This window comes from Streptomyces sp. NPDC003720, from assembly GCF_042875075.1.
Classification (GTDB): Bacteria; Actinomycetota; Actinomycetes; order Streptomycetales; family Streptomycetaceae; genus Streptomyces.
In genome coordinates, this window is sequence record NZ_JBIANZ010000004.1 from 341108 (window position 1) to 367867 (window position 26760).

A 26760-nucleotide genomic window follows, 5' to 3' on the forward strand; every position below is an offset into this window, starting at 1 on the left:
CGACAGCGACCTGTTAAACATGCTTAATCCGCCGTTTAACCTAGAGGCTGAAGGACGCGAACGGCAAGGCCTGCCAGACGAGTTGAGGGTGACGGGGAGATGCCGGAACGGGATGATCCGCAGGTCGTGGGGCGGCGCGTGCAGCAACTGCGCACCGAACGCGGTCTCACGCAGCGGCAGTTGGCCGAACCGACCTACACGCCCGCCTACATCTCCACCCTGGAGGCGGGCCGGGTCCGCGCTTCCGACGAGGCGCTGCGGCACATCGCGGGCCGGCTCGGGGTCGCCTTCGAGGAGCTGGCCGTCGGCCGGCCCGCGCACCTGGCCACCGCCCTGCGGCTGCGGCTCGCCGAGGCCCAGCGCGCCCTGGCGGACGGCGACTGCGAGGAGGCGACCGCCCGGTACTCCGGGCTGCTCATCGAGGCGGAGGGCCACGGGCTGGTCGCCGAGCAGGCCACCGCGCTGCTCGGACTCGGCGAGACGGCCCTGCAGTCGGGCGAACTGGGGCGGGCCCGCGAGCACTTCGAGCGGGCCGAGGAGCGCCTGGCCGGGGAGTCGCTGCCTGTCCGGGTGCCGGCGGTCCGCGGCCGGGCCGTCTCCCACTACCTCGCCGGTGAACTCCGGTACGCCGTCTACCTCCTGGAGACCGCCCTCGACGAGTTGAACCGCGGCGGCCTGCACGACCCGGACGCCCTGCTGCTCCTCTACGCGAGCGTCATCGGCCCGTACATGGACATGGGCGCCCACGCGCGCGCCGCCCAGGCCGCCGAGTTCGCCCTCGCGCTCGCCCCGCGGGTCGCCGACCCGGCGCTGATCGCCCGCATGCACCGCACCGTCGCCCGCACGCTGCTCGCCGAGGGCCGGCTCGCCGAGGCCGACGCCTCCCTGGCCAAGGCGGCCGAGCTGAACCGGCAGCTCCAGCTCCGCACCGAACTCGCCAACTGCCACTGGATGCGCGGCTACGTCTGCGCCCAGAACGGCGAACTGGAGCGTGCCGAGGCCGAGCTGCGGCAGGCGCTCGCCATGTTCTCCCGGACCCGGGCGGCCCTCTACGGCAGCCAGGCCGCCGTCGAGCTGGCCGACGTCCTGCACCGGCAGGGCAGGTCCGCGGAGGCGGCCGAGCTGCTGAACGGGGTCCTCGGGGACTTCTCCTCCGAGCGCGGCGCCGTCCACGCGGCCGCCGCGCACCGCCTCCTCGGCATCATCGCCGAGGACGACCGGGACACCGAGGCTGCCGAAGAGCACTACGTCCGCGCGCTCAGCCTGCTGGAACGGGCCGGGGCGGCCGGCGACCTCGCCGACCTGTGCCGCCTGCTGGGCGACCTGCTGCGCCGCACCGGCCGGGTGGAAGCGGCCCTCGACGCCTACCGCACCGGCCTGGGCCACCGCACGGCCCCGGGCACCACCACCCTCGGCCCGGCCCCGGCCCAGCCCCCGCTGTGACGGCGGCCGGAGCGGGCGCGGCACGGCCGTCCTACGCCGGGCTGCCCCGGACCGGGCTCGGTTGACGGCGCCGTCCCGGCCGCTCAGACCTCGGCGCGGCCCTGCTTGCGGATGTCCGCGAGGCGCATGGCGCCGATCTGGACGGCCGCCTGGGTCGCCTCGTTCGGTACGTCGCCCAGACCGCCGTTGGTGAGCGCGAAGGAGTCCTCCCCGACGCGGACGGCGGCCACGTCCATCGTGAGGACGACGTCCTGGCCGTCGGACGTCATGGTGTAGAGGGTGAGCCGCAGGCCCTGGCGGGCGTCGCCGACCTCCGGCAGCGGAGCGTCCTGCACCTGGACGTCCTCCACCAGGCCGTTCTCCGTGGTGGCGGTGAACCGGGCGCACCGCTCCGGCATCGTCCGCAGCCAGGCCAGGGCGGCGTCGACGTCGGCCGGGCGGCGCGCGCCGATCTGGTAGCGGAGCTGGGCGTCGGTGTCGGCGTCGTCCAGGCCGACGGCGACCCGGGCGGGGGCGCCGAGGAGCTCGTCCGCGTACAGCGCGTCGAGCAGGCGCTGGCACTCCGCGGTGCGGGAGCTCGCCTTGAGCAGGCCGTCGCGCCAGGTGGCCGCCCCGCGCGTCGCGGACCAGGGTGCGCCGAGGTCGTTCTGCGTCAGGAGCGCTGCCCTGGCCTGGTCGTCGGTGAGCAGGCCGTCCCCTCCGCCGGACGCCCTCGGTGTGGGCGAGGCCGCGTCGACGGTGGGCAGCGGCTGCTCGGCGGTCGGCGGGTGCTCCAGGCCGAGGGCGGCGCAGCCGGTGAGGGCGAGGAGACCGGCCGCGAGAGCGGCGAGCGGGAGGGCACGGGGGCGTATCGCGGCGGTCATCGGGGGGCCTCCTGTGCGGACCGGTGGTGGTGCCACCTCTCACGCCACCACCGCCCACACCGGCCCACCAGCGCGACGGGCCGTCCGGGTGAGAGGACGCGCCGGCTGGCACGGACGCTCGGTGCGAGTGCCGCACGGCATTCCGGGCGCCCTGGAGTGTCCGGCCCCGGGCGTCCGGGCGGCGCCGGCTGGAACGCGCGCATGGTGTCGAGCCTCGCCGCGGCCGCCCTGAAGCGTCCGGCTTCGGGCCGCCGGGAGCGTGGGCCCGGTCGTGGCGGCGGTGCGCGGCTGGTCCGGCGGGTCGGGCGCCCGGTCGCCGCCTCGGTCCGCCGCGCGTCGTGAACACCCCGCGGCTCTCAGGATGCCGGGGTGGAGCTGCCCGGCTTGAGGCGTGTTCCGGGGCTTCCGGGCGGGTCAGGGCGGTGGGGCCCGGCTTGGCGGCGGGCGTCCCGTTCTTCGGTCGGCCCCGGGCGTCCGGCCACCGCCTCGGTACCGGCTCGTTCCGGCGCCCGCCGTGACCGCCCCGCGGCTCTCAGGGCGCCGCCCAGGGCAGGTCGCCGCGCGGCCGGGGGCCGGGGGCGGTCGTAGGCTGAGGGGGCCTTCGGGGGGAGTTCCTGGTGGAAGGAGACCGTCGTGGCCGGGCAGGCCGGTATTCCTGTGATCATCGACTGTGACACCGGCGTCGACGACGCCCTGGCCCTGCTGTTCGCCGTACGCCACCCGGGCCTCGACCTGCGGGCCGTCACCTGCGTGGCCGGGAACACGGACGTGGACGGGGTGGTCCGCAACACCCTGACCGTGCTGGAGCGGGCCGGCGCCCCGGACATCCCGGTGGCGCGGGGCGCCGAGCGCCCGCTGATCGAGCCGGCCCGCTCGGCCCGGCACGTGCACGGCTCGGACGGGATGGGCGACCTGGGCCTGCCAGCGCCCACCCGCGCCCCCGCCGACGTGGACGCCGTGACCCTGCTGCGCCGGGAGATCCTGGCCTCGCCCCGCCCGGTCACCCTCGTGCCCACCGCGCCGCTCACCAACATCGCCCTGCTGCTGCGCACCCACCCCGAGGTGACCCGCAACATCGAGCGGATCGTGTTCATGGGCGGCGCGGTCGCCACCGGAAACGCCACGCCCGTCGCCGAGTTCAACGTCTGGCACGACCCCGAGGCGGCGGCCGTGCTGCTCACCGCCGGGGTGCCGATCACGATGTACGGGCTGGACGTCTTCATGCGGGTCGTCGTGCCCGGCGCCGACGTGCACCGGCTGCGCGGCAGCGCCGACCCGGGCACCCGGCTGGCCGGGGATCTCCTCGCCCACCGGCCCACCGCGCAGGGCGGCGAGCCCGAGGCCGAGGAGGCGGGCGGACTCGGTGACGCCGGCGCGGTCTGCGCGGTCGCCGACCCGGCGGGCATCGCCACCCGGCTGCTGCCGGTGGAGGTCTGCCTGGCGCCCGGCCCGGCCCGCGGCCAGACGCTGGTCGACCGCCGCCCCCGCCCCGGCGAGTCCGAGATCCACGAGGGCGTCCGCGAGCAGCCCCTGGTGGACGTCGCGCTGGACGTGGACGTGGACCGGTTCGTGAAGCTCTACCTGGAGACGGTCGAGGGGCCCCCGGCCTAGGCCGCCGACCCCGGCTCAGTCGGACGCCGCCGGGACCCGTGCCGTCCCACCGACCCCGGATCCGTAGGACGCCGCCGGGACCCGTGCCGTCCCACCGGCCCCGGCTCAGTCGGACGCCGCCGGGACCCGTGCCGTCCAGCGCTCCTCCACCCGCGCCAGCCGCCAGTACGCCAGCGCCGCCGCCCACACCACCACGAACAGCCCCACGATGACGTAGCCGACGCTGTCCAGGTCCAGCCCGGCGATCCAGCCGGTCACGGCGTCGCCCAGGGCGAACTTCTCGTGCAGGACGCCGACCAGCTCGATGGTGCCGATGAGGAACGCGACGGCGATGGACAGCCCGGTGATCGTGAGGTTGTAGAAGACCTTGCGCACCGGGTTGGAGAACGCCCACTGGTAGGCGAAGTTCATGAACGTGCCGTCGAGGGTGTCGAACAGGCTCATCCCGGCGGCGAAGAGCAGCGGCAGGCACAGGACCGCGTACCAGGGCAGTCCGGCCGCCGCGCCCGAACCGGCCATCACCATCAGCGTGACCTCGGTGGCCGTGTCGAAGCCGAGGCCGAACAGGAAGCCCAGCGGGAACATCTGGCCCGGCCGCGAGATGGACTTGGTCAGCCGCCCGAGGACGCGGTTCATGAACCCCCGCGAGTCCAGGTGCTGTTCCAGCTCACGCTCGTCGTACGTGCCGGACCGCATCGCCCGGAACACCCTCAGGATGCCGGCCAGCGCGACCAGATTGAGGGCGGCGATGAGGTAGAGGAAGGCGCCGGAGATCGTCGTGCCCATGAAGCCGAGCACCTGGTGGGTGCGCGAGTGCTCGTCCATGACCCGGCCGGCGAGCCGGGTGCCGCCCGCGATCAGCAGGGCCAGCAGCACCACCACGCCGGAGTGGCCCAGCGCGAACCAGAAGCCCACCGACACCGGCCGCCTGCCGTCGGCCATCAGCTTGCGGGTGGTGTTGTCGATCGCGGCGATGTGGTCGGCGTCGAAGGCGTGCCGCATGCCCAGGGTGTAGGCGGTGACGCCGAGGCCGACGCCGAAGACGTCCTGGCCGACCTTGTAGTGCCCGGGGGCGACGAGCAGGAACAGCACCCCGAAGGCGACGACGTGCAGGGCGGCGATCACCCCCAGCAGCCCCGCCGTCCTGATCGTGTCCTCGCGTCGCCATCGGAAGGCAGCGGCATCGGCCATCGGATTCACGCTCCAGCACCTCGTGGATCATCTCGTGAGCTGCCGTGGCCGGTCTCCTGGCTTACGGGGTGGTGCGTTCGCCGTCCCTGCCTTCCCAGCCGTGGACACGGCCAGTGGCCCGGCGGACGCCGGACGGGACGGGAACTCCCCGATCACAGTGGCGAGGGCCGCGTCGGCATGGACCCCTGAGGGGCCGTCACCGACTTCCCGAGCACCACGGCCCGCCCACCGTAGGCGGGTGAACGCCCGTCCGCCTAGCCGGGCACCGGTGCGGGTACGCAAGATCACATGCGAGACGCCCCCGCCGTCCCGCGGGCCTTGCGGCTGCCGCGGGACGGCGGGGGTCGTGGTGGGCCGGGCCGTCAGCCCTGGGCGCCCCGCCTGCGGCGCGAGACGAGCACGAAGGCGGCTCCGCCGGCGACCAGCACGGCGGCCCCGCCCGCGATCAGCCCCGAGTTGCCGCCGCCACCGGTCTCCGCGAGGTCGCCCCCGTCGTCGCCCCCGTCCGGGGTGGGCGCCGAGCCGGCCCGCGACTCGGAGGCGGACGGGGCCGGCGCCGACTCCGTGGCGGCCGGGGACGGCGCGGCGGACGACTCCGAGTCGCTCGGCGTGGACGGCTCCGACGTGCTCGGCGCGGGCGACGCCGAGTCGTCCGCGGGGGCGCTCGGCGACGGGGACTGCGGCTGCTCGGGCGTGGTGGCGCAGTCCTTGGTGCCGCCGTTCCAGGCCGCGATCAGCTTGTCCTTGATGACCGGGTGGTCCGGGCCCTTGGGCAGGTCCCCGTGCTCGAAGCCGTCGTTCGCGCCGTTCTTGCCGTCGAATTTGACCGCGCCGCGGTAGAGGTCGATCTGCGCGAAGCAGCCCGCGTCCGGCACCGCGATGTCGAGGGAGTCGGTGTCGCCCGGCTTCACGGCCACGGTGTCGAAGTCGACGAAGACCTGCTCGCCGGAGGTGGCGAAGCTCGCGCCGTGGGCCAGGTAGGAGGCCAGCGAGGCGGTGCAGCCCGCGGCGCCCCCGGCGGCACGCACCTTGACGTGGACCTTGCCGTCCTCGGTCGGCCGGAGGTTCTGGTCGTCCACCTTCACCGAGTCGAAGAAGTTCACGCCGTCCAGCGAGAACTGGCAGCGGTCGGTGCCGGTCTCGGTGCCCGCGCCGGTGCCGGGCGCGTAGTGGCCGCCGGACCTCCAGCCGTCACCGCCGTGCGCGCCGTGGGCCCACGCGCCGGAGGCGGCGGCGACCGAGGCGGCGCAGAGGGCGAGTGACGCGGCGCCCGTCCCCAGCAGGCGGCGCGCGGTGACACGTCTGGCTATGGACATGGGTATCCCATCGCAGAAGCTCGAGTGAGCGAAGAAGTCAGAAGAGACACGCGGCCCATTGGTCACATGCGCCACAGTGTGAGGCCATGGTGATCGGCCGTGTTGAAACCTGTCAACCTGCGTGTATGCAGGGGGCGTTCATGGCTCCGTCACAACTTCGTCACACGGGGAAGGATCCACTCCCCATCACCTGAAGGTTCTCTTTCCGGGCAATGTGGACAGGCTCTGTACTGTCGTCCTTCCCGAAGGGAGCCCGCATGGCAGACCTCTCGTCCCGGAACCCGGACTGGTGGCGCCAGGCCGTCGTGTACCAGGTGTATCCGCGCAGCTTCGCCGACGCCGACGGCGACGGGCTCGGCGACCTCAGGGGAGTCGCCCAGCGCCTGAACCACCTCGCCACGCTCGGCGTCGACGCCCTGTGGCTGAGCCCCTTCTACCCCTCGGAACTGGCCGACGGCGGCTACGACGTCGCCGACCCCCGGGGCGTCGACTCCCGCCTCGGCACCCTGGACGACTTCGACGCACTGGTGGCCGAGGCCCACCGCCTCGGTCTGAAGGTGGTCGTCGACGTCGTCCCCAACCACACCTCGCACCGGCACCCCTGGTTCGAGGAGGCGCTGCTGGCCGGCCCCGGCTCCGCGGCCCGGGACCGCTACGTCTTCCGTCCCGGCCGCGGCGCGCACGGTGAACTCCCGCCCACCGACTGGCAGTCGGTGTTCGGCGGCAGCGCCTGGCGGCGGACCGCGGACGGCGAGTGGTACCTGCACCTCTTCGCGCCCGAGCAGCCCGACCTGAACTGGGAGAACGAGGAGGTCCGCGCCGACTTCCGCGCCACCCTGCGCTTCTGGTCCGACCGGGGCGTGGACGGCTTCCGCGTCGACGTCGCGCACGGCCTCGCCAAGGACCTCGCCGAGCCGCTGCGGGACATCGGCGGCATCGGCGCCACCGGCGAGGAGGCCCTGCGGCGCGTCGCGCCCGGCAGCCACCCGTACTGGGACCGCGACGAGGTGCACGAGATCTACCGCGACTGGCGCAAGATCTTCGACGCCTACACCCCGCCCCGCACCGCGGTCGCCGAGGCCTGGGTCCCGGACGCCCGCCGCGCCCTGTACGCCCGTCCGGACGAACTGGGCCAGGCCTTCAACTTCGAGTACCTGCAGGCGTCCTGGGACGCCGACGAGCTGCGGGAGGTCATCACCGGCTCGCTCGCCACCGCCCGCACCGTCGGCGCCTCGGCCACCTGGGTGCTCTCCAACCACGACGTCGTACGGCACGCCTCCCGCCTGCTGCTGCCGCCCGGCACCGACGAGAACGCCTGGCTGCTGTCCGGCGGCCGGGCCCCGGCCGTCGATCCCGAGGCCGGTCTGCGCCGGGCCCGGGCCGCGACCCTGCTGATGCTGGCGCTGCCCGGCTCCGCGTACGTCTACCAGGGCGAGGAACTCGGCCTGCCCGAGGTCGCCGACCTGCCCACCCAGGTGCTGCAGGACCCGATCTGGGAGCAGACCGGCCACGTCCGCAAGGGCCGCGACGGCTGCCGGGTGCCGATCCCGTGGACGCCGGACGGCCCGTCGTACGGATTCGGGCCGGGGGCCGCCTGGCTGCCGCAGCCGGAGTCCTTCGCCTCCTACGCGGTGGCGGCGCAGGCCGGCGCCGAGGGCTCCACCCTGGAGCTGTACCGCACCGCCCTGCGGCTGCGCCGGAAGCTGCTGGAGGGCGAGACGCTGACCTGGACGCCCGGCGCACCGGCCGGCGTCCTCGACTTCGCCCGTACCGAGACCTGGCGCTCGGTCACCAACCTGACCGGGCGGCCCGTACCGCTGCCGCCGGGCGAGGTGCTGCTCGCCAGCACCCCGCTCGCCGAGGCCGGTTCGCTCCCGCCGGACACCACCGTGTGGCTCGGTTAGCCCACGGTCGGGCTCGGGGTGGGGGCCGGGGCGCCGCCGCCGGAGTCGCCGCCGTCACCGGTGAGGCCGCTGAGGTTCAGCGGGGTGGAGGTCGCGTTCGGCGGCGGGGTGAGGACCACCTCCGGCTGGCCCGCGGGCGGCGGGGGCGGGGTGAGGTTGTCGGAGGGCAGCTTCGGCGGGGTGGTCTGCTGGAAGATGGTCTGGTCGAAGTCGACCAGGCCGGTCTTCTCCATCACCGTCATGTGGTCCAGCACGGTGTCGTTGGCCTGGTCGGCGAGGGCCCGCACCAGCGAGTTCTTGGTGGTGGAGCGGATCTTGGCGATCGAGTTGAAGATCGAGCCGTGCGTCATCCGCAGGATGTTGGCGAAGTCGGTGTCGAACGCCTTGCCGCTCTCCGCCTTGAGCTGGGTGACGAAGCCCTCCTGCTGGGGGCTCGCGATGTTGGGCAGCGTGATGTTCAGCATGGGCGCGATCTTGCGGCAGCTCGCGTCCAGCGCGGCGTGCCCGTCGACCAGGTGCTTGCTGGCTTCAAGGACGCCCTTCGAGGCGCCCTTCTGCAGCCCGATCTGACCGAGCGGGTACTCCCAGAGACCGGCGGCCCGCACCCTGACCACGAAGTCCCGGTCGCCCTCGGTGAGCGGCCCCCACTGCGTCTGGGCGATGATCCGTGTCTGCGAGGTGGAGACGGTGTTCAGCCCGAGCATGCTCGGGTAGGCGAGCGCGCCGAGTGTCAGGGCCATCGCACCGCCCACGAAGAGAGTTCCCGTCGCGTTCCGCGAAAAGCGCACCGTGCCTCCTGCCCGGTCGTGGATCCCGCCCCCGGCGACGCGTGGGCAGTTCGTACGCACAGCAGTACGGACACGGGGGCCGATCGTCTCTGTGCCGCGGGTAAAAACTGTGGCCGGGCGCCGACGCGGGTGAAAAGTGCCGCCGGGCGCCGGTGCGGGTCCCCGGCGCCCGCGCTCCCGGCCCCCGGGCGATTGCGATCCGTTGGCGATCGATGGATGTGCATGACAGATGGCTGGGCGAAGGTTGACCCGCCGCCGGGAGAAGGCAGACCGGAGGCGGTCCTAGATTCGCCGCATGCCCCCGCAACCGTCCCCGAGGACGCCCGCCGCGCTGCCCGTCCTGCCCTACCGCAAGCCCACCCGGGGCCGTGACTACTGGGTGCTGGACGACGTCCTGCCGGACCCCGACGCCGTACGGGAGCGGTGCCTGGCCAAGGACGACTGGACCCGCGGGTACCCGTACACCTCCGAGACCTGGCCGGGGCTGCGGGCCATGCCCGGCCTCGAACCCGGCGAACTCGAGCGGGTGGAGCGGCTGGTGAGGAAGGCGACCGGGGCCGGGAAGCTGTGGGTGCAGCGGGCGCCCGGCGGCGGCACCCTGAACCACAACTGCGTGCAGGTGGTCGGCGAGGGCGAGAGCGAGCCCCGCCCGCACACCGACTCGCGCGCGCTGTGCCGGTACGCGGCCGTGCTCTACCTCAACCCGGACGTGCCCGAGGACTGCGGCACCAGCTTCTATCGCCAGTCCCTGCCCGGCGGCCGGCTGGGCGGCAACGTCGTCCAGGCCCCGCACGACAACCTCGTGGCCGCGCTCGGCACCCGGTTCGTGGCCGCCGACGCCTTCGAGGAGGACGTGCGCGTCCCGCACCGGTACAACCGGCTGCTCCTCCACAACGCCAACATGGTGCACAGCGCGACGGGTTACTCCGGCCGGGAGCTGGCGCGCAAGCGGATGACCGCGGTCTTCTTCTGGATGGCCTGAGCCGGGCACCCGGCGGTGCCGGGACCGGGGCGTTCTGGCAGCGTGGCCCCATGGCGTACTCGGAGACGGACACCGGCCACGACCCCGACCCCTACCTGGAGCACCGGCGGACGCTGTTCGCGACGGCGTACCGGATGCTGGGCAGCGTGGCGGACGCGGAGGACGTCCTGCAGGACACCTGGCTGAGCTGGCACCGCGCGGACCGCTCGGCGGTCCGGGACCCCCGTGCCTATCTGGTCCGCACCGTCACCAACCACTCCCTGAACCGCCTCACCTCGGCCCGGGCGCGCCGCGAGCGGTACGTCGGCCCGTGGCTGCCCGAACCCCTGCTGACCTCCCCCGGTGCCCAGGAGGAGGCGGAACTCGCGGACAGCGTCTCGACGGCCCTGCTGGTGGTCCTGGAGACGCTGACCCCGGTGGAGCGGGCGGTGTTCGTCCTGCGCGAGGTCTTCGGCTACGCGCACGCGGAGATCGCCGGCTTCCTGGACCGCCCCGAACCCACGGTCCGCCAGATCGCCCGCCGGGCCCGCGAGCACGTCCGCTCCCGCCGCGCCCGCTACGACACCGACCCCGAGCGGCGGGCCACGGTCACCGCGCGGTTCATCGAGGCGTGCGCGGGCGGCGACCTGAACGCGGTGCTGGAACTCCTCGCACCGGATGTCACCTGCTGGTCCGACGGCGGCGGCAAGGTCTCCGCGGCCCGGCGGCCGCTGCACGGCGCGGACCACGTGGGCCGGTTCGTCCTGGGCGTGCTCCGCAAACCCCGGATGGCGGGCGTGGCCGTCGAGCTGGTCCCGATCAACGGCGAACTGGGCGTCCTGCTCACCCTCGGCGGGGAGCCGGTGGGCGCCGTCACGTACGACCTGCTCGACGACCGCTTCGAAACCATCCGCGTGCAGCTCAACCCGAACAAACTACGCGGCCTGCGACGCTGAGTCGCCGCGGGCGCGCGGCGCGGCCCGGCCACCGGTGAGAGCGCCGGCCCCCTCGGCCCGGACACCCACGACGGCGTCCGGACCGCACTCTTTTCCAGTGGCCGGCGCCGACCCGTAACGCGGGTGGGGTCCCATCGCGTGTAAAGGGTGACGTCCGACCACGAAGGGACACACGGTGAGGGAAGCACCCGCGGACTACCTGGAGTTCGCAATCGCCCGCAGCGGTCCGCTGTTCCGGACCGCGTGCCTGCTGACGGGCGACTGGCACCTCGCCGAGGACCTGGTGCAGGAGACCCTCGCCAAGATGTACCGCTCCTGGCGGCGGATCAGCCGCGCGGGCTCCCCGGTGGCCTACGCCGACACCGTGCTGGTGCGGACCTTCCTCTCGCAGCGCCGGCGCCGCAGCTCCACCGAGCGTCCCAGCGACCGGCTGCCGGACGCCGCCGGTCCGGCGCGGGACGCGGAGCTCCGGATGGCCCTGCTGGACGGCCTCGCCCGGATGGCGGCCAGGGACCGGGCCGTGCTGGTGCTCCGCTACTGGGAGGACCGCTCGGTGGAGGACACCGCCCAGGTCCTGCGGACGACCCCCGGCGCCGTCCGGGCGCAGAGCAAGCGCGCCCTGCAGCGGCTGCGCACCCTCCTCGGCGGCCAGTTGGCCGACCTGGCCGCCTGACCGGCCGGGCGCCGGCGCCCTCCCCGGACGACGGCCGGGCGCCGTCACCCAGACACCCTCCCCAGACGAACGGAGAGCCCCACCGCCATGCCACGCGACGAGCACCGCACCGACGACTTCGAGGAACGGGTGAGCCGCGCCATGGGCGGCGCGAGCGACGAGTTCCCGCCCCACTCGGCCGACCTGGTGACCCGCTCCATCGCCCGGGGCCGCAGGATGCGCCTGTTCGGCGCCGCCCGCGTCGCCGCCGCGGCCGTCACGGTGGTCGCCGCGGGCGGCACCCTGATGGCCACGGACGCCTTCGGCACCCGAAGCGGGGCGGACGGCCGGCTCGCCGCCGACGCCTCGGCGAGCAGCCCCGCGTCCCCCGGCCGGTCCCCCTCCCGCGGCCACGCGCCGGTCAGCGGCGAGGAGATGGTCCGCACGCTGAAGAGCCTGCTGCCGCCCGGCGGGACGGTCTCCGAGGCCACGGGCCGGGGGTCCCGGTCGGACGGCGCCGTCGTCTGGCCGAGCGCCAGGCTCACGTACTCCACCGGGGCCGGTTCCTCCGGCATCGACGTCACCGTCGCGCGACTCGCGTCCGGCCTGCCCGCCGACGAGCAGGGCGCGAGCGGGTGCCTGCCGCTGGAGGTGCGCCCGTACGACAAGTGCAGCACCCGCAGGCTCCCCGGCGGCGCCCTGCTCAGCACCACCAAGTCCTTCACCTACCCCAACAGCGACACCGGCCAGAAGCGCTGGTACGTGGTCCTCACGACCGCGGACGGGGTGCAGCTGACGGCGCAGGAGTTCGGCGGCGGCGCGGAGAAGGGCGCCACCGGGGGCGCCGACCCCCTGCTCTCGACCGCCCAGCTCACGGCCATCGTGCGCAGCCCGGCCTGGAAGGGGGCGATCGACGCGCTGCCGGTCCCGGACACCGCTCCCGCCGGGCCCACCCGCACCGACCGGGCCTCCGGCGCCCGCCTGACCAGGGTGCTCGAGTCGCACCTGCCCCACGGCACCGTCTCCGACGTGAACAGCGGGACCGGCCTGGTCCAGCTGGTCCACGACGACGGCGACGGCCGGAACATGGTGGAGGTCGACGTCCAGTACGACGCGACCGCCGCGATCGGCGGCCACATGGGCTGCGCCGGCGAGTCCGGCGGCTGTGAGGCCGGGACCCTGGCCGACGGCACCCGGATCAAGAGGGTCAGGACCCGTTCGGAGAAGGGCGGCGCCGCTCAGGTCTGGCTGGTCGACACCCTGCGCCCCGACGGCCGCCGGGTGACGGTCCGCGAGGTCAACTCCTATGCCGAGAGCGCCCCGGTGACCCGTCCGCGGCCCGAACTGAGCCTGGACCGGCTGCAGGAGATCGCGCTCGACAAGGGGTTCTTCACGGACTGAGCGGGCGGTGCGCCAGTATGGGCGCGTGGACGAACTCATGGGGGAGGGAGCCGCTCGCGAGCGGCTCGAGGCGCGGTCCGTGCGGACGGCCGGGCGGCTGGCGGGCGGGGCGCTGCTGGCGGCCGGGGCCGCCTGGGTGGTGCGGGGGGTCTGGGAGATCAGGCTGGCCGTGGCGGGGGAGCCCGCCTCGGGGCCGCCGGACCAGGGCGACGGGGTGCACCGGCCGCTCACCGGGCTCGAGGACTCGTACCACCTCGTGACCTCGCTGGGCGGCGGCGTCGCCCTCGTGTGCGCGCTGCTGTTCCTGGCCTGGCTGCGGCAGGTGCGGGAGAACGCGCGGGTGCTGTCGGGGCGTCCGCCGAAGTACCTCGGGATCTGGGTGTACCTCGGGTGGATCGTGCCCGTCGTGAACCTCTGGTTCCCGCGCGGGATCGTCGCCGACGCCTTCCGGGCCACCGCCCCGGAACGCAGGCTGCCCGTCTCCGTCAACGTGTGGTGGGTGCTCTGGCTGCTCGGCATGTTCGGCGGGGTCGGTCTGGTGTCGCGCGACTCGACGGACCGGATCATCGCGCGGGCCTACGAGGGGGTGTGGCCGCTGCTCCTCGCCGACGCCGCCGTGGTCGGCGCCGCGGTGGCCGGTGCGTTCGCCGTGCGGGCCGTCACCGCCGCTCAGGTGGAGCGGATCCGGCGTGAACCGGGCCGGAGCGTGGCGGAGGAGTCCGCGGGCGTCGTCGGCGGCTGACGGGGAACCCGCGCGCGGGCCCGTGCGACGGCCTCGCCGCCGCGCGGGTGGTGAGGTGCTCGCCGGGCGGGGAGGATTTCATCCGTGAGTGTCATCGCCATCGTCGGGGCCGGTCCCGGGCTCGGGACCGCCGTCGCCCGCCGGTTCGGGCGGGAGGGCTACGACGTCGCCCTCGTCGCGCGCGCCCCCGGGCGGCTGAACGACCTGGTCCGTGAACTGGCAGCCGACGGGGTCGCCGCACGCGGCTTCGCCGCCGACGTGCGCCGGCCGGAGGAACTGGCGGCCGCGCTGAAGGACGCGGGCCGCGTCCTCGGCACGGTGGAGGTACTGCAGTACAGCCCGGTGCCGCACCGGGACTTCATGCGGCCGGTGCTGGAGACCCGGCACCGGGATCTGCTCGGGCCGATCGAGTTCTCGGTGTACGGGCCGGTCGTGGCGGTGCAGCAGGTCCTGCCGGGCATGCGGGAGCTGGGCCGCGGGACCATCCTGCTGGTCAACGGCGGAACGGCCGCCGTGCCCCATCCCGAGCGGGCCGGCACCTCGATCGCGTTCGCCGCGGAGAGCGCGTACGGGCATCTGCTGCACGACCGGCTGGCCGGCGAGGGGATCCACGTCGCCCAGCTGATCATCCCCGGGTCGATCACGCCCGGGCACGTGCGCAAGGACCCGGCCGTGCTGGCGGACACCCTGTGGGCCATGCACCGCGACCGGCGCGGATTCCGGCACTACGCCGACGACCTCGACGGCTGAAACCGCAGGCGGGCGGGGGTACCGGACGTTGCCCTGCGTGAAGAGCATTTGTGGGCCAATATGGTGATGTTGGCCGCATTGCTCTCTTCGAGGGGGCCTCAATGGCTGTGGAAATCCCTTCGCTCATCAAGCCGTCCCGGCTCCGAAGCCGGGGAGGGCTGCTGGGCGAGTGTCTGGCGGAGTTCCTGGGGACCTTCGTCCTCATCTCCTTCGGCTGCGGTGTGGTCGCGATGGCGGTCGCCGCGCTGCCCGGATCGGGCCGTGCCGCCACCCCGACGACCATCTTCCTGGCGGCCGGTGACTGGCTGCTGATCACCTGGGGCTGGGCGATGGCCGTGGTCTTCGGCGTCTACGTCGCCGGCGGCGTCAGCGGCGCCCACATCAACCCGGCGGTGACGCTGGCCATGGCCGTGCGCCGCGGGTTCCCCTGGGTCAAGGTGGTGCCGTACTGGTTCGCGCAGATCGTGGGCGCGTTCGCGGGAGCGGCGCTGGTCTACCTCGTCTACCACCAGGCGATCAACGCCTTCGACGCGGCCGTGCCGGGACCGAAGGTGAACGGGCACACCAACGCCACCTTCTCGATCTTCGCGACCTTCCCGGCTCCGTACTTCCACGGCGGCATCTGGGGGCCGCTGATCGACCAGATCGTGGGCACGGCCTTCCTGCTGATGCTGATCGCCGCCGTCCTCGACCTGCGCAACCAGGCCGTGAAGGCCAACCTCGCACCGCTGATCGTGGGTTTCATCGTCGCCGCGATCGGCATGTCCTACGGCGCGAACGCGGGCTACGCCATCAACCCGGCCCGCGACTTCGGGCCGCGGCTGTTCACCTGGGCTGCGGGCTGGGACAGTCTGGCCTTCCCCGGCAGTGTGGCCGGCTCGTTCAGCGCGTACTGGTGGATCCCGATCGTCGGGCCGCTGGTCGGCGCCGTGATCGGCATCCTGGTCTACGACCTGTTCATCGGGGACGTGCTGGTGGTGCGCGCCGAGCTGGGCGAACTGCCCGAGCCGGGCCGCGCCCGGGCCGTGAAGGAGGAGGACTACTAGGGCCGGCGACGACGGGACCCCCGCAGCGGGCCGCGGACTCCCCCGCCGTCCACAGGCTGTGGACCGGTCCGCCGGCCGGCCCCTCGCCCCCTCACCACCCGGTCAGCAGCAGGTGGTTCAGGAGCAGGGCGAGCGCCGCCTGAGCGGTGAGCCAGGCGCGGGGACGCGGAAGGTACGCGCACGCCGGGAGCAGCCACACCGCGAACGGCAGCCAGATCCGCTCGGTCTCGGCCTTGCTCATCCCGGACAGGTCGGCGATCAGCAGGGCCAGCAGCGCGGCGCAGACGAGGACCGCCGGGCGGACGGCGGCGGGGGACGCGCGCCGGACGAGGGCCGCGACGGCCCGGCGCAGGCCCGCCGCCGTCGCCAGGCCGGTGATCAGCACGGTGCAGGCGAGGTTGGCCCACACCCAGTAGCCGTAGGGCCGGGTGCCGCCGACGCCCTGGTGGTAACGGGTCACCAGCAGGCGGTACGCCGTCCACCAGTCGAACCCCGCGAACGTGAACAGCAGCGGCACCACGGCCAGTCCGGCGAGCAGGGCCAGGAGCAGGGCGGGACGCCCGCGGACCCCGTCCCGGGCCGTCCACAGCACCGCCGCGCCGGGCAGGGCGACGAGCGTGAGCCCGTACGACAGGTAGCAGGTCAGGCCGAACAGCAGCCCGGAGGCGGCCGCCCACGGCAGGGAGCCCCGGGTGACCGCGAGGGCCAGCAGGGCCACCGCCCAGGCCGCGGCCGCCGCGAACCAGCCGTCCGCCGAGGCGCCGGTCCACACCGCGGCCGGGGCCAGCACCAGGAAGGGCGCGGCGCGGCGGGCGAACGCCTCGCCGGCCAGGGCCCGTACGGCGACCAGGACGGCCACGCAGGCCGTGGCGCCGGTGAGCACGCACCACAGCCCGGCCCAGCCGCCCCCGTGCAGCCCGGCCCGGTCGAGGAGGACGAAGGTGAGCGTGGCGCCGGGCGGGTGGCCCGCGACATGGGCCGGCCAGGGATCGGGGGTCCCGGCCACGATGTGGTGGGTGAAGTCGCGCAGCGCGGCCGGGATGTCGTGGAAGCGGCCGACGACCCGGAGGTACTCCTCGCGGGTGGTCAGGCGGCCCGCGACGCCCCGCTGCCAGCCGTCGACCAGGGCGAGGGAGAGGATCCAGGCCGTCGACGCCGCCCAGGCCGCCGCGAGCAGGGCCCGCCAGGGCAGGCGGCCGGCGAGCGACGGCCCGTACGCCACCCCGGCCGCGGCGAGGAGCACGGCGGCCGGGGTGCCGGGCCCCAGGTGCGGGTCCCACTCGGCCAGCAGGGGCGGCCAGTGCACGAACAGCGTGTGGCGGGTGGACTGGATGTGGCGGCCGGTCAGCACGGCGGCCGTCACCAGCAGGGCGGCGGCCCCGGCGGCGTACAGGTCACGGCGGAGGCCGCGGCGGGCGTCGCGGTCTGCCGGGCGGCGGTCACGGCCGGCGTCACTGCGGAGGGAGCGGGTCACGTCGGCACGTTAGGCCGCACGGCCGCGCCAGAGCCGTCGCACCGGGCGGACGTCAGCGTTTCGTCACCGGTCGCGGGCCCTTCTCCGGGCGTCCCGCGGCCTACCGTCGGCACATGCGCGACCATCCCCGGCTTCCCACCGCCCCCGGTTTCTGGCGCAGCCCCCTGCGCGGGCCCTGGTTCACCTCGGTGCTCGGCCTCGTACTGCTCGCCGGCATCACGGTGCTGTTCGTGACCGGCCTGGTGTCGTACGCCTCCTACAACCCGGACCTGTCCCCGGTGAACGACACCACGCCGGACAAGGGCGTCCTCGGGTTCTACCTGTTCACCTGGCCGGCCGGCCCGGTGTGGCTGTACCGGTTCACCCAGGGCGTCCACGTCACCCTCGGCGTCACCCTCGTCCCGGTCCTGCTGGCCAAGCTGTGGTCGGTGGTGCCCCGGCTGTTCACCCTGCCGCCGGCCCGTTCCCTCGCGCACGCGCTGGAGCGGCTCTCCCTGCTGCTGCTCGTCGGCGGCGGGCTGTTCGAGTTCACCACCGGCGTCCTCAACGTCCAGCTCGCCTACGTCTTCCCGGGCAGCTTCTACCCGCTGCACTTCTACGGGGCCTGGGTGTTCTTCGCCGCGTTCGTGGCGCACGCCGTGCTGAAGGCGCCGGCGGCCGTGCGCACCGTACGGCGGCGGCTGGGCGGGGAGCCGGAGAGCGACCTGGCCGCCCCGCGCCCCGACCCGCCCACCGTCTCCCGGCGCGGGGCGCTGTGGCTGGTCGGCGGCGGCTCGCTGCTGCTGTTCCTGACCACGGTGGGGCAGAGCCTGGGCGGCCCGTTCCGCCGGACCGCGCTGCTCGCGCCGCACGGCGGGCCCGACCCGGGCGGCGGCCCGAACGGCTTCCAGATCAACAAGACGGCCGCGTACGCCGGGATCGACGCGGCGGAGACCGGAGAGGAGGCCTGGCGGCTCGTCGTCACCGGCCGGACCGGCACCGTGCGCCTCAGCCGCGCCGAGCTGCTGCGACTGCCCCAGCACAGCTCGTCGTTGCCCATCGCCTGCGTGGAGGGCTGGTCGACCGCCGACCAGTGGTGGCGCGGGGTGCGGCTGCGCGACCTCGCGGCACTCGTCGGGTACGACGGCGAGGTCCCGGACGTGCTCGTGGAGTCCCTGCAGCGGCACGGCGCCTTCCGCCGCGCGGCCCTGCGCGCCAACCAGGTGGCGGACGGCCGCTCCCTGCTCGCCCTGGCCGTCAACGGCGAGGACCTGTCCATGGACCACGGCCACCCGGCGCGGATCATCGTGCCCGCAGCGCCCGGGGTGCTCAACACCAAGTGGGTGGCCCGACTGACCTTCGGAGACCTGTGATGCGGCCCCGTCTCCCGGTCGGGAGCCCGTTCCAACTGCTGCTGTTCGCCTGCACGTTCGCGCTCGCCGGGTACGCCGGGGTGCGGCTCCTCGCCGGTGACTGGCGCGCGATCGCGCTGTGGATCGTGGGCGCGGCCCTGCTGCACGACCTGGTGCTGCTGCCGCTGTACTCGGCGGCGGACCGGGCGGTAGTCCGCGGGCTCGGCGCGGCCGGCCGGCGTGAGTGGACGTCGTACGTGCGGGTGCCCGCCGTGCTGTCGGGGCTGCTGCTGCTCGTGTGGTTCCCGCTGATCCTGAACCTGGTGGACCGGCGCTACCGCGCGGCCACCGGCATGTCCGCCGACGTCTACCTCGGCCGCTGGCTGCTGATCACCGCCGTGCTCTTCGGCGGCTCGGCGCTGCTGCTGGCGCTGCGGGTGCTCGGCGTGCGCAGGGCGACGAAGCGGCGCTCGCCGGCCGCCCACTGAGCGGCCGTCCGCCACCCGGCCCGGTCCGCGATCGCGAGCAGGGCCGGGGTGCCGGTCCGGGCCCACGGGAACGGTTCGCCGGCGGTTTCCCGGTGGTGGCGCACGACCCGCGCCTCGGCTCGCTCGTCGATGTCCGCCGGGTCGGTCTCGGCTATCAGCAGGCCGCCGGAGCGCAGCAGTTGTCCCATGCGGTGCAGCAGGGCGCCCGGGTCGCCGCCGATGCCGATGTTGCCGTCCATGAGCAGGACGGTCCCCCAGCGGCCCTCGCCGGGCAGCGGGCCGAAGACGGAGCGGCGCAGCGCCTGGCCGCCCACGGTGACGGTGCGGGTGACGGCGGCCTCGCAGACGTCGACGCCGAGCACGGTGCGGCCCTGCGCGGCGAGTTCCGCGACCAGCCGGCCCGGTCCGCAGCCGACGTCCAGGACGGCGCCCTCGCAGCGGGCCAGCACGGCCCGGTCCACGGCGTCCGCGGCGGCGCACCAGCGCTCCACGTCCAGCGGCAGCAGCCGCCCGTCGGCCAGGCGCAGGAACAGCGGGCCCCGGCCGCTGCGCAGGGCGGCGGTGTACGGATCGCAGGCCGCCCAGGCGGGCGGGGCGCCGGCCGCGCTCACCGGCCCGCCGTGCAGTCGGCGAGGCGGGCGGCGAAGGCGCCGTGCGGGGCCAGGGCGGCGACGGCGCGGGCGTCGGCGGCCGTGTCGACGTCCCGCAGCGTGGGCAGGTCCCGCACCCGCAGCCCGGCGGCCACCAGCCGCTCCCGCTGCACCGCCCCGGTCGCCGGCGTCGACATGGGAACGCCGCGCAGCAGCGCGGGCTCCGGGCGGGCCAGGCCCAGCGCCCAGAAGCCGCCGTCCTCGGCCGGGCCGAAGCACGCGTCGCAGTCCGTGAAGTCCACGGTGAGCAGGGCGGGGGTGACCTGCGGGGTGTCCATGCCGATCAGCAGGGCCGGGCCCGTGCACCGGGCGAAGGCGTCGGCGAGACGGTCGTCGAGGCCGCCGGCGCACTGGGGGACGACGTCGAAGCCGGCCGGCAGCCAGGGGCCGGGCCGGCCGTCCAGGACCAGGAGCCGGCGGGCGGCGGGGGCCTCGGCCACGGCGCGCAGGGTGTCGGCGAGGGCGGCTTCGGCGAGCGCGGCGGCCTGGGCGGGGGTGAAGGGCGGGGTGAGACGGGTCTTGACCCTGCCGGGGCGGGGCTCCTTGGCGATGACCAGGAGGGTGGTCATGGTTCGGTCTCCTTGTGCGGCGCGGGTGGTGCGGCTCCTCGGGGGCGCCGGGGGGACCGCGCGGGTGGTGCGGCTCCCCGGTGGGCGCGGGGGAACCGCGCGGTCAGCCGCCGTCGCCGGGCGGCCGGGGGCCGGCGGCGGGCGGCTCGCCCAGGACCGCGCTCATGTCCCGCACCGCGTGCCAGGTGCCGCGCCAGGTGCCGGTGACCTTGGAGGCGCCGGTGCGCGGGAGGTAGGGCACGTCGTGCTCGGCGATGCGCCAGCCGGCGTCGGCGGCGCGCACCACCATCTGCAGGGGGTAGCCGCTGCGCCGGTCGGTGAGGCCGAGGCCGAGCAGGGCCTCCCGGCGGGCGGCGCGCAGCGGGCCGAGGTCGTGCAGGCGCAGCCCGGTGCGGCGGCGCAGCAGGCGGGTCAGCGCCAGGTTGCCGGCCCGGGCGTGGGCGGGCCAGGCGCCCCGGGTCTGCGGGCGCCGCCGGCCGAGGACCAGGTCGGCCCCGCCGCCCCGGACCTCGCGGACGAACGGGACCAGGTGCGCGGGGTCGAGGGAGGCGTCGCAGTCGCAGAAGCACACCACGTCCGCGGTGGCGGCCAGCAGCCCCGCGTGGCAGGCGGCGCCGAAACCCCGCCGTGGCTCGGTGACGACGGTGGCGCCGAGGGCGCGGGCGAGAGCGGCGGAGCCGTCGGTGGAGCCGTTGTCGACGACGAGGGCGCGCCAGCCGGGCGGGATGCGCTCCAGCACCCAGGGCAGGGCCCCGGCCTCGTTCAGACAGGGCAGGACGACATCCACGCCGGTGCGGGACGGTGAGGTGGTCACGGCGTTCACCCTACGAAGCCGAACCATGACGAAGCGGACATCCGCTCCTTACGAAACCCGGACGTCGGCGCCGGGGGCGGGCCGGGGCGGCGGCGCGGTGCCAGGGTGGGAGACATGCAGCAGCCATACGCGTCACCGGACACCGGACGGCGACCGGACACCCGGGGCCGGATCCTCGTCGTGGACGACGACCCGACCGTCGCCGAGGTCGTCGCGGGTTACCTGGACCGCGCCGGGTTCACCGTGGACCGGGCCGGCGACGGGCCGTCCGCCCTCGAACGGGCCGCCGGGCACCGGCCCGACCTGGTGGTGCTCGATCTGATGCTGCCCGGCATGGACGGCCTCGAGGTGTGCCGCCGGCTGCGCGAGCGGGGTTCGGTGCCGGTCGTCATGCTCACCGCGCGCGGCGACGAGGACGACCGCATCCTCGGCCTGGAGGTCGGCGCCGACGACTACGTCACCAAGCCGTTCAGCCCGCGCGAACTGGTGCTGCGGGTGGAGTCGGTGCTGCGCCGCGCCCGGCCCGCCGCACCGGGCGGCCGGCTCGGCGCGGCCGGTCTGACCGTGGACCCGCAGGCCCGCCGCGCCACCAAGGACGGCGGCGAACTGCTGCTCACGCTACGGGAGTTCGACCTGCTGGCCTTCTTCATGCGGCACCCGGGCCGGGCGTTCGGCCGGGAGGAGCTGATGCGGGAGGTGTGGGGCTGGGACTTCGGCGACCTGTCGACCGTCACCGTCCACGTCCGGCGGCTGCGCGGCAAGGTCGAGGACGATCCGGCCCGGCCCCGCCTCATCCAGACCGTGTGGGGCGTCGGCTACCGCTTCGACGCCACGGGGAAGGAGGCGGTCTGACGTGCGCGACAACCTCCTCATCGCCCTCTACGCCTTCCTCGGCGCCGCCGCCACCGGCCTCGTGGGCGCGGCGGTGCTCCGCCTGATCCGCAGACGCTCCCTCACCGCCTCGCTCGCCGTGGTGGCCGCCGTCGGGGTGGTGGCCATGCTCGCCGGGACCATGGCCGTGGCGCAGGCGATGTTCCTGTCCGCGCACGATCTGCGGGTCGTCACCGCCGTCGTCGCGATGGCGGCCGTCGTCTCCCTGGCCACCGCGCTGCTGCTGGGCCGCTGGGTCGTCGCCCGCAGCCGGGAACTCACCGACGCCGCACGGCACTTCGGCGACGGCGGCGCCTTCGCCGCGCCGGCCGCCCCGGCCACCGCCGAACTGGACGCGCTCGGCCGCGAGCTGGCCGCCACCAGCGCCCGGCTGGCCGCGTCCCGCGACCGCGAACGGGCGCTGGAGACCTCCCGGCGCGAGCTGGTCGCCTGGATCTCGCACGATCTGCGCACCCCGCTCGCCGGGCTGCGCGCCATGTCCGAGGCGCTGGAGGACGGGGTGGCCGCCGATCCGGACCGCTACCTCAAGCAGATCCGCACCGAGGTGGAGCGCCTCAACGACATGGTCGGCGACCTCTTCGAGCTCTCCCGCATCCACGCCGGCACACTGCCCCTCAGCCCGGCCCGCGTCTCCCTCTACGACCTGGTCGGCGACGCCCTCGCGGGCGTCGGCGCGCTCGCCCGGGAGCACGGTGTACGGCTGGTCGGGGACGGGGTGGAGCCGGTCCCGGTGGAGGTCGACGGCAAGGAGATGAGCCGGGTGCTGGCCAACCTGCTGGTGAACGCCATTCGCCGCACCCCGGCCGACGGCACGGTCGCCGTCGCCGCCGAGCGCGCGCCCGGCGGTGTGGTGCTGTCGGTGACGGACGGCTGCGGCGGCATCCCCGAGGAGGACCTGCCCCGCGTCTTCGACACCGGCTGGCGCGGCACGGACGCCCGGACGCCACCGGCGGGGGCGGGCCTGGGCCTGGCGATCGTGCGGGGGATCGTGGAGGCGCACCAGGGACACGCCACGGTGCGGAACATCCCGGGCGGCTGCCGCTTCGAGGTGACCCTCCCGGCGGCCGGAACGTAGGCCGGGGCGCCGCCGAGCCGTGTCCGGCCGAGCCGTGTCCGGGGCGCTCGCCGAGCCGGCGGAGCCCGGTCGTCCGGTCGGCGGCCGTGCCCGGACAGGCGCCGGTCGTCCGGTCGGCGGCCGCGCCCGGACACGCCCCGCTGGCCGGCCGGGTCGTACCCGGGAGTCGGTGCGCGGCGGATCCGGCTCAGGAGGTCCGTGCGAACTCCCGCATCCCCTCGGCGAATCCGACCTCCGGAATCCAGCCGAGTTCCGTGCGCAGCCGGGTCGAGTCCGCCGTGATGTGGCGGACGTCGCCCAGCCGGTACTCACCGGTGACCAGCGGCTCCGGGCCGCCGTGCGCGGCGGCCAGGGCGCGGGCCAGGTCGCCGACCGTGTGCGGCTCACCGCTGCCGGTGTTGTACGCGGTGAGCGTTCCGGGGCGCCCTCCGGCCTCCAGCGCGATGACGTCGGCGGCGGCCACGTCCCGCACGTGGACGAAGTCCCGGCGCTGCCGCCCGTCCTCGAACACCCTCGGCGGCTCCCCGCGTTCGAGGGCCGAGCGGAAGAAGGAGGCGACGCCGGCGTACGGGGTGTTCCGGGGCATCCGGGGGCCGTACACGTTGTGGTAGCGCAGCGAGACGGCCGTACCGCCGGTGCAGCGGGCCCACGCGGCGGACAGGTGCTCCTGGGCGAGCTTGGTGGCGGCGTAGACGTTGCGCGGGTCGGCCGGGGCGTCCTCGGCGACCAGCCCCGGGGCCAGCTCGGCGCCGCACGACGGGCAGTCCGGTTCGAAGCGGCCGGCCGCCAGCCGGTCCTCGGCGCGCGGGCCGGGACGTACGACGCCGTGCGCCGGGCACTCGTAGCGGCCCTCCCCGTACACCACCATCGAGCCCGCCAGCACCAGCCGCCGCACGCCCGCCCGGGCCATCGCGGCGAGCAGGACGGCGGTGCCCAGGTCGTTGCGGGAGACGTACTCGGCCGCGTCCGAGACGCCGTCGCCGAGGCCCACCATGGCCGCCTGGTGGCAGACCGCGTCCACCCCGGCGAGCGCGCGGTCGACCGCCGCCGGGTCGCGCACGTCGGCTCCGGGGTCGTCGCGGACGTCGAACACCACCGGCTCGTGCCCGCGCGCCCGCAGGGCGTCGACGACATGGGACCCGATGAACCCGGCACCGCCGGTGACCAGTACGCGCATACGCCCACGCTAGGCGCGCACCCGGCCCCCGCCCCCTCGCGCGGACGGCGCGTCACGGGTCCGTAAGGACCCCGTCACCGGCGGCCGGGGCGGGACGCGCCCGGCGGGCGGCGAGGACGGTGCCGGCGCAGGCGAGCACCCCGATCGTGCCCGCGACGGCCATGAGGCCGTAGGCCGGGACCCAGTCGTCGCCCGCCGGATAGCGCCGGCCGCACAGACGGTTGACGGCCGGCCGGGAGGCGGCCACCTCCAGGCACACCCGGACGCCCGCCCTCGGCTTCGTGCCGTACGGAAGGTCGAACAGTTCCCGGTGGGTGGCGTAGCGGCGGACGCCCACCGTGTAGGCGATCTCCATCCGCACGCCCCCCTTGGGTTCGGGCACCGCGCGCTCGACGACACCGGTGACCCGCCGGGGCGCGGCGTCGATCCGCCGGGCCTCCTGCCGCTGCCGGGCCACCGCGAGCGCGGTGGACACGGCGAGCGCGCAGCACACCGCCCCGATCACCCCGCAGGCGATCCACGTCCGCTTCCCCACCCTCGCCATGCGCGGACCCTAGTGCCCCGCCGGGCCCGCCGGGGAGAGGTGCGTCAGTGCGAAGCGGAGCCCGCCGCACCGGACTTCGGGGCCTTCGTGGCCGGCGCCTTCACCAGGTCCACGTCCTGCTCCCGGACGTAGGCGAGCCGGTGCCCGAACTGGATCTCGTAGTAGCGCTCGCGGCCCTTCACCACCGGGTAGGGCGCGCTGCCGTACGACTTGCCGGCCCAGGTGCCGAGGACGCTGGACCGCGTCACGTACCGCTGGCCCGCGCGGAGGTCGTATGGCAGCGGCGACTCGGGCTGTTCGTCCACGCCGTCCGGGTAGGCGTCCTCGTCGGGCAGCGCGCGCCCGAACACCGGGATCTCGCTCAGGCCTTCCTTGGGCGTGACCATCCGGCCGGCCGCGCCGACCGCCGTCGGGTGCTTCTTCGGATTCTTGAACCAGGCCTTGTTGCCCTGGAACCAGATCGCCGTCCAGTCGCCGCTGCGCCCGGCGACCGCGAAGGTCTGGCCGGCCGAGACCCGCGAGCCCAGGTCGTTGACGTCCTCCGTGGAGTCCTCGCCGTCCGGGTGCCGGCCCATGTCCTGGATCAGGGGCGCGGTCTCGGACGGCTCGGTGTACAGGCGGACGGCGCTGGAGCCGTGCGGTGCGCACGGGTCGCCCTTCCCCGTGCACCCGGTGAACCGCGGCTTGTGCGTGGCGTAGTCGGGCAGCACGGTCACCATGGGGCTGTCCGGTCCGGCCGTCGCCTTCAGCGGGGCGCCGAGCAGGTCGAAGTAGTGCCGCCAGTCCCAGAACGGGCCGGGGTCGTCGTGCATGTCGGGGATGGAGTCGGCGGTCGGGGCGGGCACGTTGTCGTGGCCGAAGATGTGCTGCCGGTCCAGCGGAACGCCGTACTTCCGCGCCAGGTAGCGCACCAGGCGGGCCGAGGTCCGGTACATCGACTCGGAGAACCAGGCGTCGGGCTGGGTGAGGAAGCCCTCGTGCTCGATGCCGATCGAGCGGGCGTTGACGAACTGGCTGCCCGAGTGCCAGGCCTCGTCCTTGGTCTTGATGTGCTGGGTGACGTGGCCGTCGCGGGAGCTGATCGAGTAGTGCCAGGAGGCCTCCGTCGGGTCCTGCACGGTCTTGAACATGTTGGGCAGGATCGCCTCGGTGTCGTGGATGACGATGTAGTCGATCTTCTGGTCCCGGGGCCGGTCGGCGAGGTCGTGGTTGCCGTAGCCGCCGTCGTCGTCGGTCGTGTCGTAGGAGGCGCTCAGCCACGAGCAGGACAGCTCCGGCGGGCACTCGGGGTCCTGCGCACGCTGCGGGCCGGACTGGCCGGCCGGGTTCCAGCGCACCTCGGGGCGGGCGGCCAGGGTGACCCGCTGGCCCACGTCGGTGGTGCGGTGCGCGCCCTGCCGGATCACCTCGAAGACGTCGTGCGCGTACGTCGCCGCCTCCGCCTTGTCGCTGGAGCCGGAGAAGCGGGTCACCGCGTCCCACCAGTCCGCCGGGTTCTGGCTCAGCGGCCTGCCGAGCGCCTTCTGGGTGGCCGCCAGCAGGGCGGCGCCGCCGCGCACGTTGGCGGCGGCGTCCAGCCGCAGCCGGTCCGTCGCCTCTCCGGTGAGGCGGGCGGCCCGGCGCAGGTCCGCCGCCCGCTGTTCCGGACCGCCGCGCGCGGGCCGGGCGGCGGGCCGGGGCGAGGGTCCCGCCGCCCCCGTGAGGCCGGGGTCCACCAGGTGCATCGGCCCGTAGCCGCCGCCGGTGCTCGGGACGCCCGGATGGGAGTCCCAGCGCGACTGCAGATAGGACACGCCCATGAGGACGCTCACCGGCACGTGGTAGTCCTGCGCGGCGGTCGCGAAGTCGCCCTGGAGCCGCCGGTCCTCGTTCTCACCGTCGTCGGACGACGGCCAGGCCAGCAGCGGCAGCAGGAGCGCCGCCGAGGCGGTGGCGCAGATCAGCCCGTTGCGGCCGCGTACGGCGCCGGGGACACGGGACTTGACACGACTCCACATATGCAAGGGCCTCCGACCGCGCTCGTCCTGCCCCGGGGGAGCGGGTGCTCCACCGCCACCCCTTGTACGCTGCCGTGCCCGCCGCGCCACGTCGCGCCAAGGGTCACCGGCGTGGACCAGTGACCC

The 26760-nt window shown here is 75.0% G+C and carries 24 protein-coding genes and 1 riboswitch; of the genes, 13 read left to right on the forward strand and 11 right to left on the reverse strand.

What is annotated here, in order from left to right; all coding sequences use genetic code 11:
* Window positions 1-99: 99 nt before the first annotated feature.
* A complete protein-coding gene (locus tag ACFYU0_RS13300) occupies window positions 100-1443 on the forward strand; it encodes a tetratricopeptide repeat protein (protein ID WP_389300459.1) in 1344 nt (447 codons plus the stop codon).
* An 83-nt stretch (window positions 1444-1526) separates the two neighbouring features.
* Here the strand turns inward: ACFYU0_RS13300 and ACFYU0_RS13305 are convergent, their stop codons facing one another.
* A complete protein-coding gene (locus ACFYU0_RS13305; protein ID WP_389300461.1) occupies window positions 1527-2306 on the reverse strand; it encodes a hypothetical protein in 780 nt (259 codons plus the stop codon).
* Window positions 2307-2939: 633 nt separating this feature from the next.
* Here ACFYU0_RS13305 and ACFYU0_RS13310 point away from each other — a divergent pair.
* Window positions 2940-3917 (forward strand): nucleoside hydrolase, encoded by a 978-nt coding sequence (locus ACFYU0_RS13310; protein WP_389300463.1) that lies wholly within the window; start codon window positions 2940-2942, stop codon window positions 3915-3917.
* A gap of 105 nt (window positions 3918-4022) precedes the next feature.
* Here the strand turns inward: ACFYU0_RS13310 and ACFYU0_RS13315 are convergent, their stop codons facing one another.
* The gene (locus ACFYU0_RS13315) at window positions 4023-5108 is read right to left on the reverse strand and encodes a HoxN/HupN/NixA family nickel/cobalt transporter (RefSeq protein ID WP_389300466.1); all 1086 of its coding nucleotides are present in this window, start codon (window positions 5106-5108) and stop codon (window positions 4023-4025) included.
* Between the two features lie 28 nt (window positions 5109-5136).
* Window positions 5137-5342, reverse strand: a riboswitch (cobalamin riboswitch).
* Between the two features lie 128 nt (window positions 5343-5470).
* Window positions 5471-6424 (reverse strand): LAETG motif-containing sortase-dependent surface protein, encoded by a 954-nt coding sequence (locus tag ACFYU0_RS13320; protein WP_389300469.1) that lies wholly within the window; start codon window positions 6422-6424, stop codon window positions 5471-5473.
* 257 nt (window positions 6425-6681) lie between these two features.
* On the opposite strand from ACFYU0_RS13320, the gene ACFYU0_RS13325 reads away from it, so the two are divergent.
* Window positions 6682-8328 (forward strand): glycoside hydrolase family 13 protein, encoded by a 1647-nt coding sequence (locus tag ACFYU0_RS13325; RefSeq protein ID WP_389300472.1) that lies wholly within the window; start codon window positions 6682-6684, stop codon window positions 8326-8328.
* Here ACFYU0_RS13325 and ACFYU0_RS13330 read toward each other — a convergent pair.
* The gene (locus tag ACFYU0_RS13330) at window positions 8325-9068 is read right to left on the reverse strand and encodes a DUF4142 domain-containing protein (RefSeq protein ID WP_389300475.1); all 744 of its coding nucleotides are present in this window, start codon (window positions 9066-9068) and stop codon (window positions 8325-8327) included. The two genes, ACFYU0_RS13325 and ACFYU0_RS13330, sit on opposite strands and share 4 nt — an antisense overlap.
* A gap of 343 nt (window positions 9069-9411) precedes the next feature.
* Here ACFYU0_RS13330 and ACFYU0_RS13335 point away from each other — a divergent pair, with 343 nt between their 5' ends.
* The 7 genes from ACFYU0_RS13335 to ACFYU0_RS13365 all read left to right on the forward strand — a co-directional run bounded on the left by ACFYU0_RS13335 (window position 9412) and on the right by ACFYU0_RS13365 (window position 15624).
* Window positions 9412-10098, forward strand: a complete 687-nt coding sequence (locus ACFYU0_RS13335) for a DUF6445 family protein (protein ID WP_389300478.1) — start codon at window positions 9412-9414, stop codon at window positions 10096-10098.
* Window positions 10099-10148: 50 nt separating this feature from the next.
* Window positions 10149-11033 (forward strand): RNA polymerase sigma-70 factor, encoded by an 885-nt coding sequence (locus ACFYU0_RS13340; protein WP_389300480.1) that lies wholly within the window; start codon window positions 10149-10151, stop codon window positions 11031-11033.
* A 175-nt stretch (window positions 11034-11208) separates the two neighbouring features.
* A complete protein-coding gene (locus ACFYU0_RS13345; protein WP_351672475.1) occupies window positions 11209-11706 on the forward strand; it encodes a SigE family RNA polymerase sigma factor in 498 nt (165 codons plus the stop codon).
* An 87-nt stretch (window positions 11707-11793) separates the two neighbouring features.
* Window positions 11794-13086, forward strand: coding sequence for a hypothetical protein (locus ACFYU0_RS13350; protein WP_389300483.1), 1293 nt, complete (start codon window positions 11794-11796; stop codon window positions 13084-13086).
* A gap of 37 nt (window positions 13087-13123) precedes the next feature.
* Window positions 13124-13828 carry a DUF4328 domain-containing protein gene (locus ACFYU0_RS13355; RefSeq protein WP_389300900.1) on the forward strand — a complete coding sequence of 235 codons (705 nt, stop codon included), beginning with the start codon at window positions 13124-13126 and terminating at the stop codon, window positions 13826-13828.
* 84 nt (window positions 13829-13912) lie between these two features.
* A complete protein-coding gene (locus ACFYU0_RS13360; RefSeq protein WP_389300486.1) occupies window positions 13913-14578 on the forward strand; it encodes an SDR family NAD(P)-dependent oxidoreductase in 666 nt (221 codons plus the stop codon).
* 101 nt (window positions 14579-14679) lie between these two features.
* Window positions 14680-15624 carry an MIP/aquaporin family protein gene (locus ACFYU0_RS13365; RefSeq protein ID WP_351672481.1) on the forward strand — a complete coding sequence of 315 codons (945 nt, stop codon included), beginning with the start codon at window positions 14680-14682 and terminating at the stop codon, window positions 15622-15624.
* A 91-nt stretch (window positions 15625-15715) separates the two neighbouring features.
* On the opposite strand, the gene ACFYU0_RS13370 is transcribed toward ACFYU0_RS13365, so the two are convergent.
* Window positions 15716-17098 carry a hypothetical protein gene (locus ACFYU0_RS13370; protein ID WP_389300490.1) on the reverse strand — a complete coding sequence of 461 codons (1383 nt, stop codon included), beginning with the start codon at window positions 17096-17098 and terminating at the stop codon, window positions 15716-15718.
* 113 nt (window positions 17099-17211) lie between these two features.
* Between ACFYU0_RS13370 and ACFYU0_RS13375 the strand changes: the two genes are divergently transcribed.
* Entirely contained in the window at window positions 17212-18450 is a 1239-nt protein-coding gene (locus ACFYU0_RS13375; RefSeq protein WP_389300493.1) for a molybdopterin-dependent oxidoreductase, read from the forward strand.
* Between the two features lie 346 nt (window positions 18451-18796).
* Here the strand turns inward: ACFYU0_RS13375 and ACFYU0_RS13380 are convergent, their stop codons facing one another.
* From ACFYU0_RS13380 to ACFYU0_RS13390, 3 genes are all read right to left on the reverse strand, one after another.
* Window positions 18797-19528: a methyltransferase domain-containing protein gene (locus ACFYU0_RS13380; RefSeq protein WP_351672485.1), complete on the reverse strand. Its 732-nt coding sequence runs from the start codon at window positions 19526-19528 to the stop codon at window positions 18797-18799.
* A complete protein-coding gene (locus ACFYU0_RS13385) occupies window positions 19525-20136 on the reverse strand; it encodes a DUF2064 domain-containing protein (RefSeq protein ID WP_351672487.1) in 612 nt (203 codons plus the stop codon). Before ACFYU0_RS13385 ends, ACFYU0_RS13380 begins: the two co-directional genes overlap by 4 nt.
* A gap of 103 nt (window positions 20137-20239) precedes the next feature.
* Window positions 20240-20959: a glycosyltransferase family 2 protein gene (locus ACFYU0_RS13390; RefSeq protein WP_389300497.1), complete on the reverse strand. Its 720-nt coding sequence runs from the start codon at window positions 20957-20959 to the stop codon at window positions 20240-20242.
* 105 nt (window positions 20960-21064) lie between these two features.
* On the opposite strand from ACFYU0_RS13390, the gene ACFYU0_RS13395 reads away from it, so the two are divergent.
* Entirely contained in the window at window positions 21065-21802 is a 738-nt protein-coding gene (locus ACFYU0_RS13395) for a response regulator transcription factor (RefSeq protein WP_351672491.1), read from the forward strand.
* A gap of 1 nt (window position 21803) precedes the next feature.
* Window positions 21804-22916 (forward strand): HAMP domain-containing sensor histidine kinase, encoded by a 1113-nt coding sequence (locus tag ACFYU0_RS13400; protein ID WP_351672493.1) that lies wholly within the window; start codon window positions 21804-21806, stop codon window positions 22914-22916.
* 187 nt (window positions 22917-23103) lie between these two features.
* Here the strand turns inward: ACFYU0_RS13400 and ACFYU0_RS13405 are convergent, their stop codons facing one another.
* From ACFYU0_RS13405 to ACFYU0_RS13415, 3 genes are read right to left on the reverse strand one after another with little or no spacing between them, the layout of a single operon-like run.
* Window positions 23104-24093 carry an NAD-dependent epimerase/dehydratase family protein gene (locus ACFYU0_RS13405; protein ID WP_389300501.1) on the reverse strand — a complete coding sequence of 330 codons (990 nt, stop codon included), beginning with the start codon at window positions 24091-24093 and terminating at the stop codon, window positions 23104-23106.
* A 52-nt stretch (window positions 24094-24145) separates the two neighbouring features.
* Window positions 24146-24637, reverse strand: coding sequence for a hypothetical protein (locus tag ACFYU0_RS13410; protein WP_389300505.1), 492 nt, complete (start codon window positions 24635-24637; stop codon window positions 24146-24148).
* A gap of 44 nt (window positions 24638-24681) precedes the next feature.
* Window positions 24682-26634, reverse strand: a complete 1953-nt coding sequence (locus ACFYU0_RS13415) for an N-acetylmuramoyl-L-alanine amidase (RefSeq protein ID WP_389300508.1) — start codon at window positions 26632-26634, stop codon at window positions 24682-24684.
* Between the last annotated feature and the right edge of the window lie 126 nt (window positions 26635-26760).

Excerpts from the sequence above, each read along its gene's own strand:
- ACFYU0_RS13300 (WP_389300459.1), top strand. The coding sequence starts at position 100 with ATGCCGGAACGGGATGATCCGCAGGTCGTGGGGCGGCGCGTGCAGCAA.
- ACFYU0_RS13305 (WP_389300461.1), bottom strand. The coding sequence starts at position 2,306 with ATGACCGCCGCGATACGCCCCCGTGCCCTCCCGCTCGCCGCTCTCGCG.
- ACFYU0_RS13315 (WP_389300466.1), bottom strand. The coding sequence starts at position 5,108 with ATGGCCGATGCCGCTGCCTTCCGATGGCGACGCGAGGACACGATCAGG.
- ACFYU0_RS13320 (WP_389300469.1), bottom strand. The coding sequence starts at position 6,424 with ATGTCCATAGCCAGACGTGTCACCGCGCGCCGCCTGCTGGGGACGGGC.
- ACFYU0_RS13325 (WP_389300472.1), top strand. The coding sequence starts at position 6,682 with ATGGCAGACCTCTCGTCCCGGAACCCGGACTGGTGGCGCCAGGCCGTC.
- ACFYU0_RS13330 (WP_389300475.1), bottom strand. The coding sequence starts at position 9,068 with ATGGCCCTGACACTCGGCGCGCTCGCCTACCCGAGCATGCTCGGGCTG.
- ACFYU0_RS13335 (WP_389300478.1), top strand. The coding sequence starts at position 9,412 with ATGCCCCCGCAACCGTCCCCGAGGACGCCCGCCGCGCTGCCCGTCCTG.
- ACFYU0_RS13340 (WP_389300480.1), top strand. The coding sequence starts at position 10,149 with ATGGCGTACTCGGAGACGGACACCGGCCACGACCCCGACCCCTACCTG.
- ACFYU0_RS13350 (WP_389300483.1), top strand. The coding sequence starts at position 11,794 with ATGCCACGCGACGAGCACCGCACCGACGACTTCGAGGAACGGGTGAGC.
- ACFYU0_RS13355 (WP_389300900.1), top strand. The coding sequence starts at position 13,124 with ATGGGGGAGGGAGCCGCTCGCGAGCGGCTCGAGGCGCGGTCCGTGCGG.
- ACFYU0_RS13365 (WP_351672481.1), top strand. The coding sequence starts at position 14,680 with ATGGCTGTGGAAATCCCTTCGCTCATCAAGCCGTCCCGGCTCCGAAGC.
- ACFYU0_RS13375 (WP_389300493.1), top strand. The coding sequence starts at position 17,212 with ATGCGCGACCATCCCCGGCTTCCCACCGCCCCCGGTTTCTGGCGCAGC.
- ACFYU0_RS13385 (WP_351672487.1), bottom strand. The coding sequence starts at position 20,136 with ATGACCACCCTCCTGGTCATCGCCAAGGAGCCCCGCCCCGGCAGGGTC.
- ACFYU0_RS13395 (WP_351672491.1), top strand. The coding sequence starts at position 21,065 with ATGCAGCAGCCATACGCGTCACCGGACACCGGACGGCGACCGGACACC.
- ACFYU0_RS13405 (WP_389300501.1), bottom strand. The coding sequence starts at position 24,093 with ATGCGCGTACTGGTCACCGGCGGTGCCGGGTTCATCGGGTCCCATGTC.
- ACFYU0_RS13410 (WP_389300505.1), bottom strand. The coding sequence starts at position 24,637 with ATGGCGAGGGTGGGGAAGCGGACGTGGATCGCCTGCGGGGTGATCGGG.
- ACFYU0_RS13415 (WP_389300508.1), bottom strand. The coding sequence starts at position 26,634 with ATGTGGAGTCGTGTCAAGTCCCGTGTCCCCGGCGCCGTACGCGGCCGC.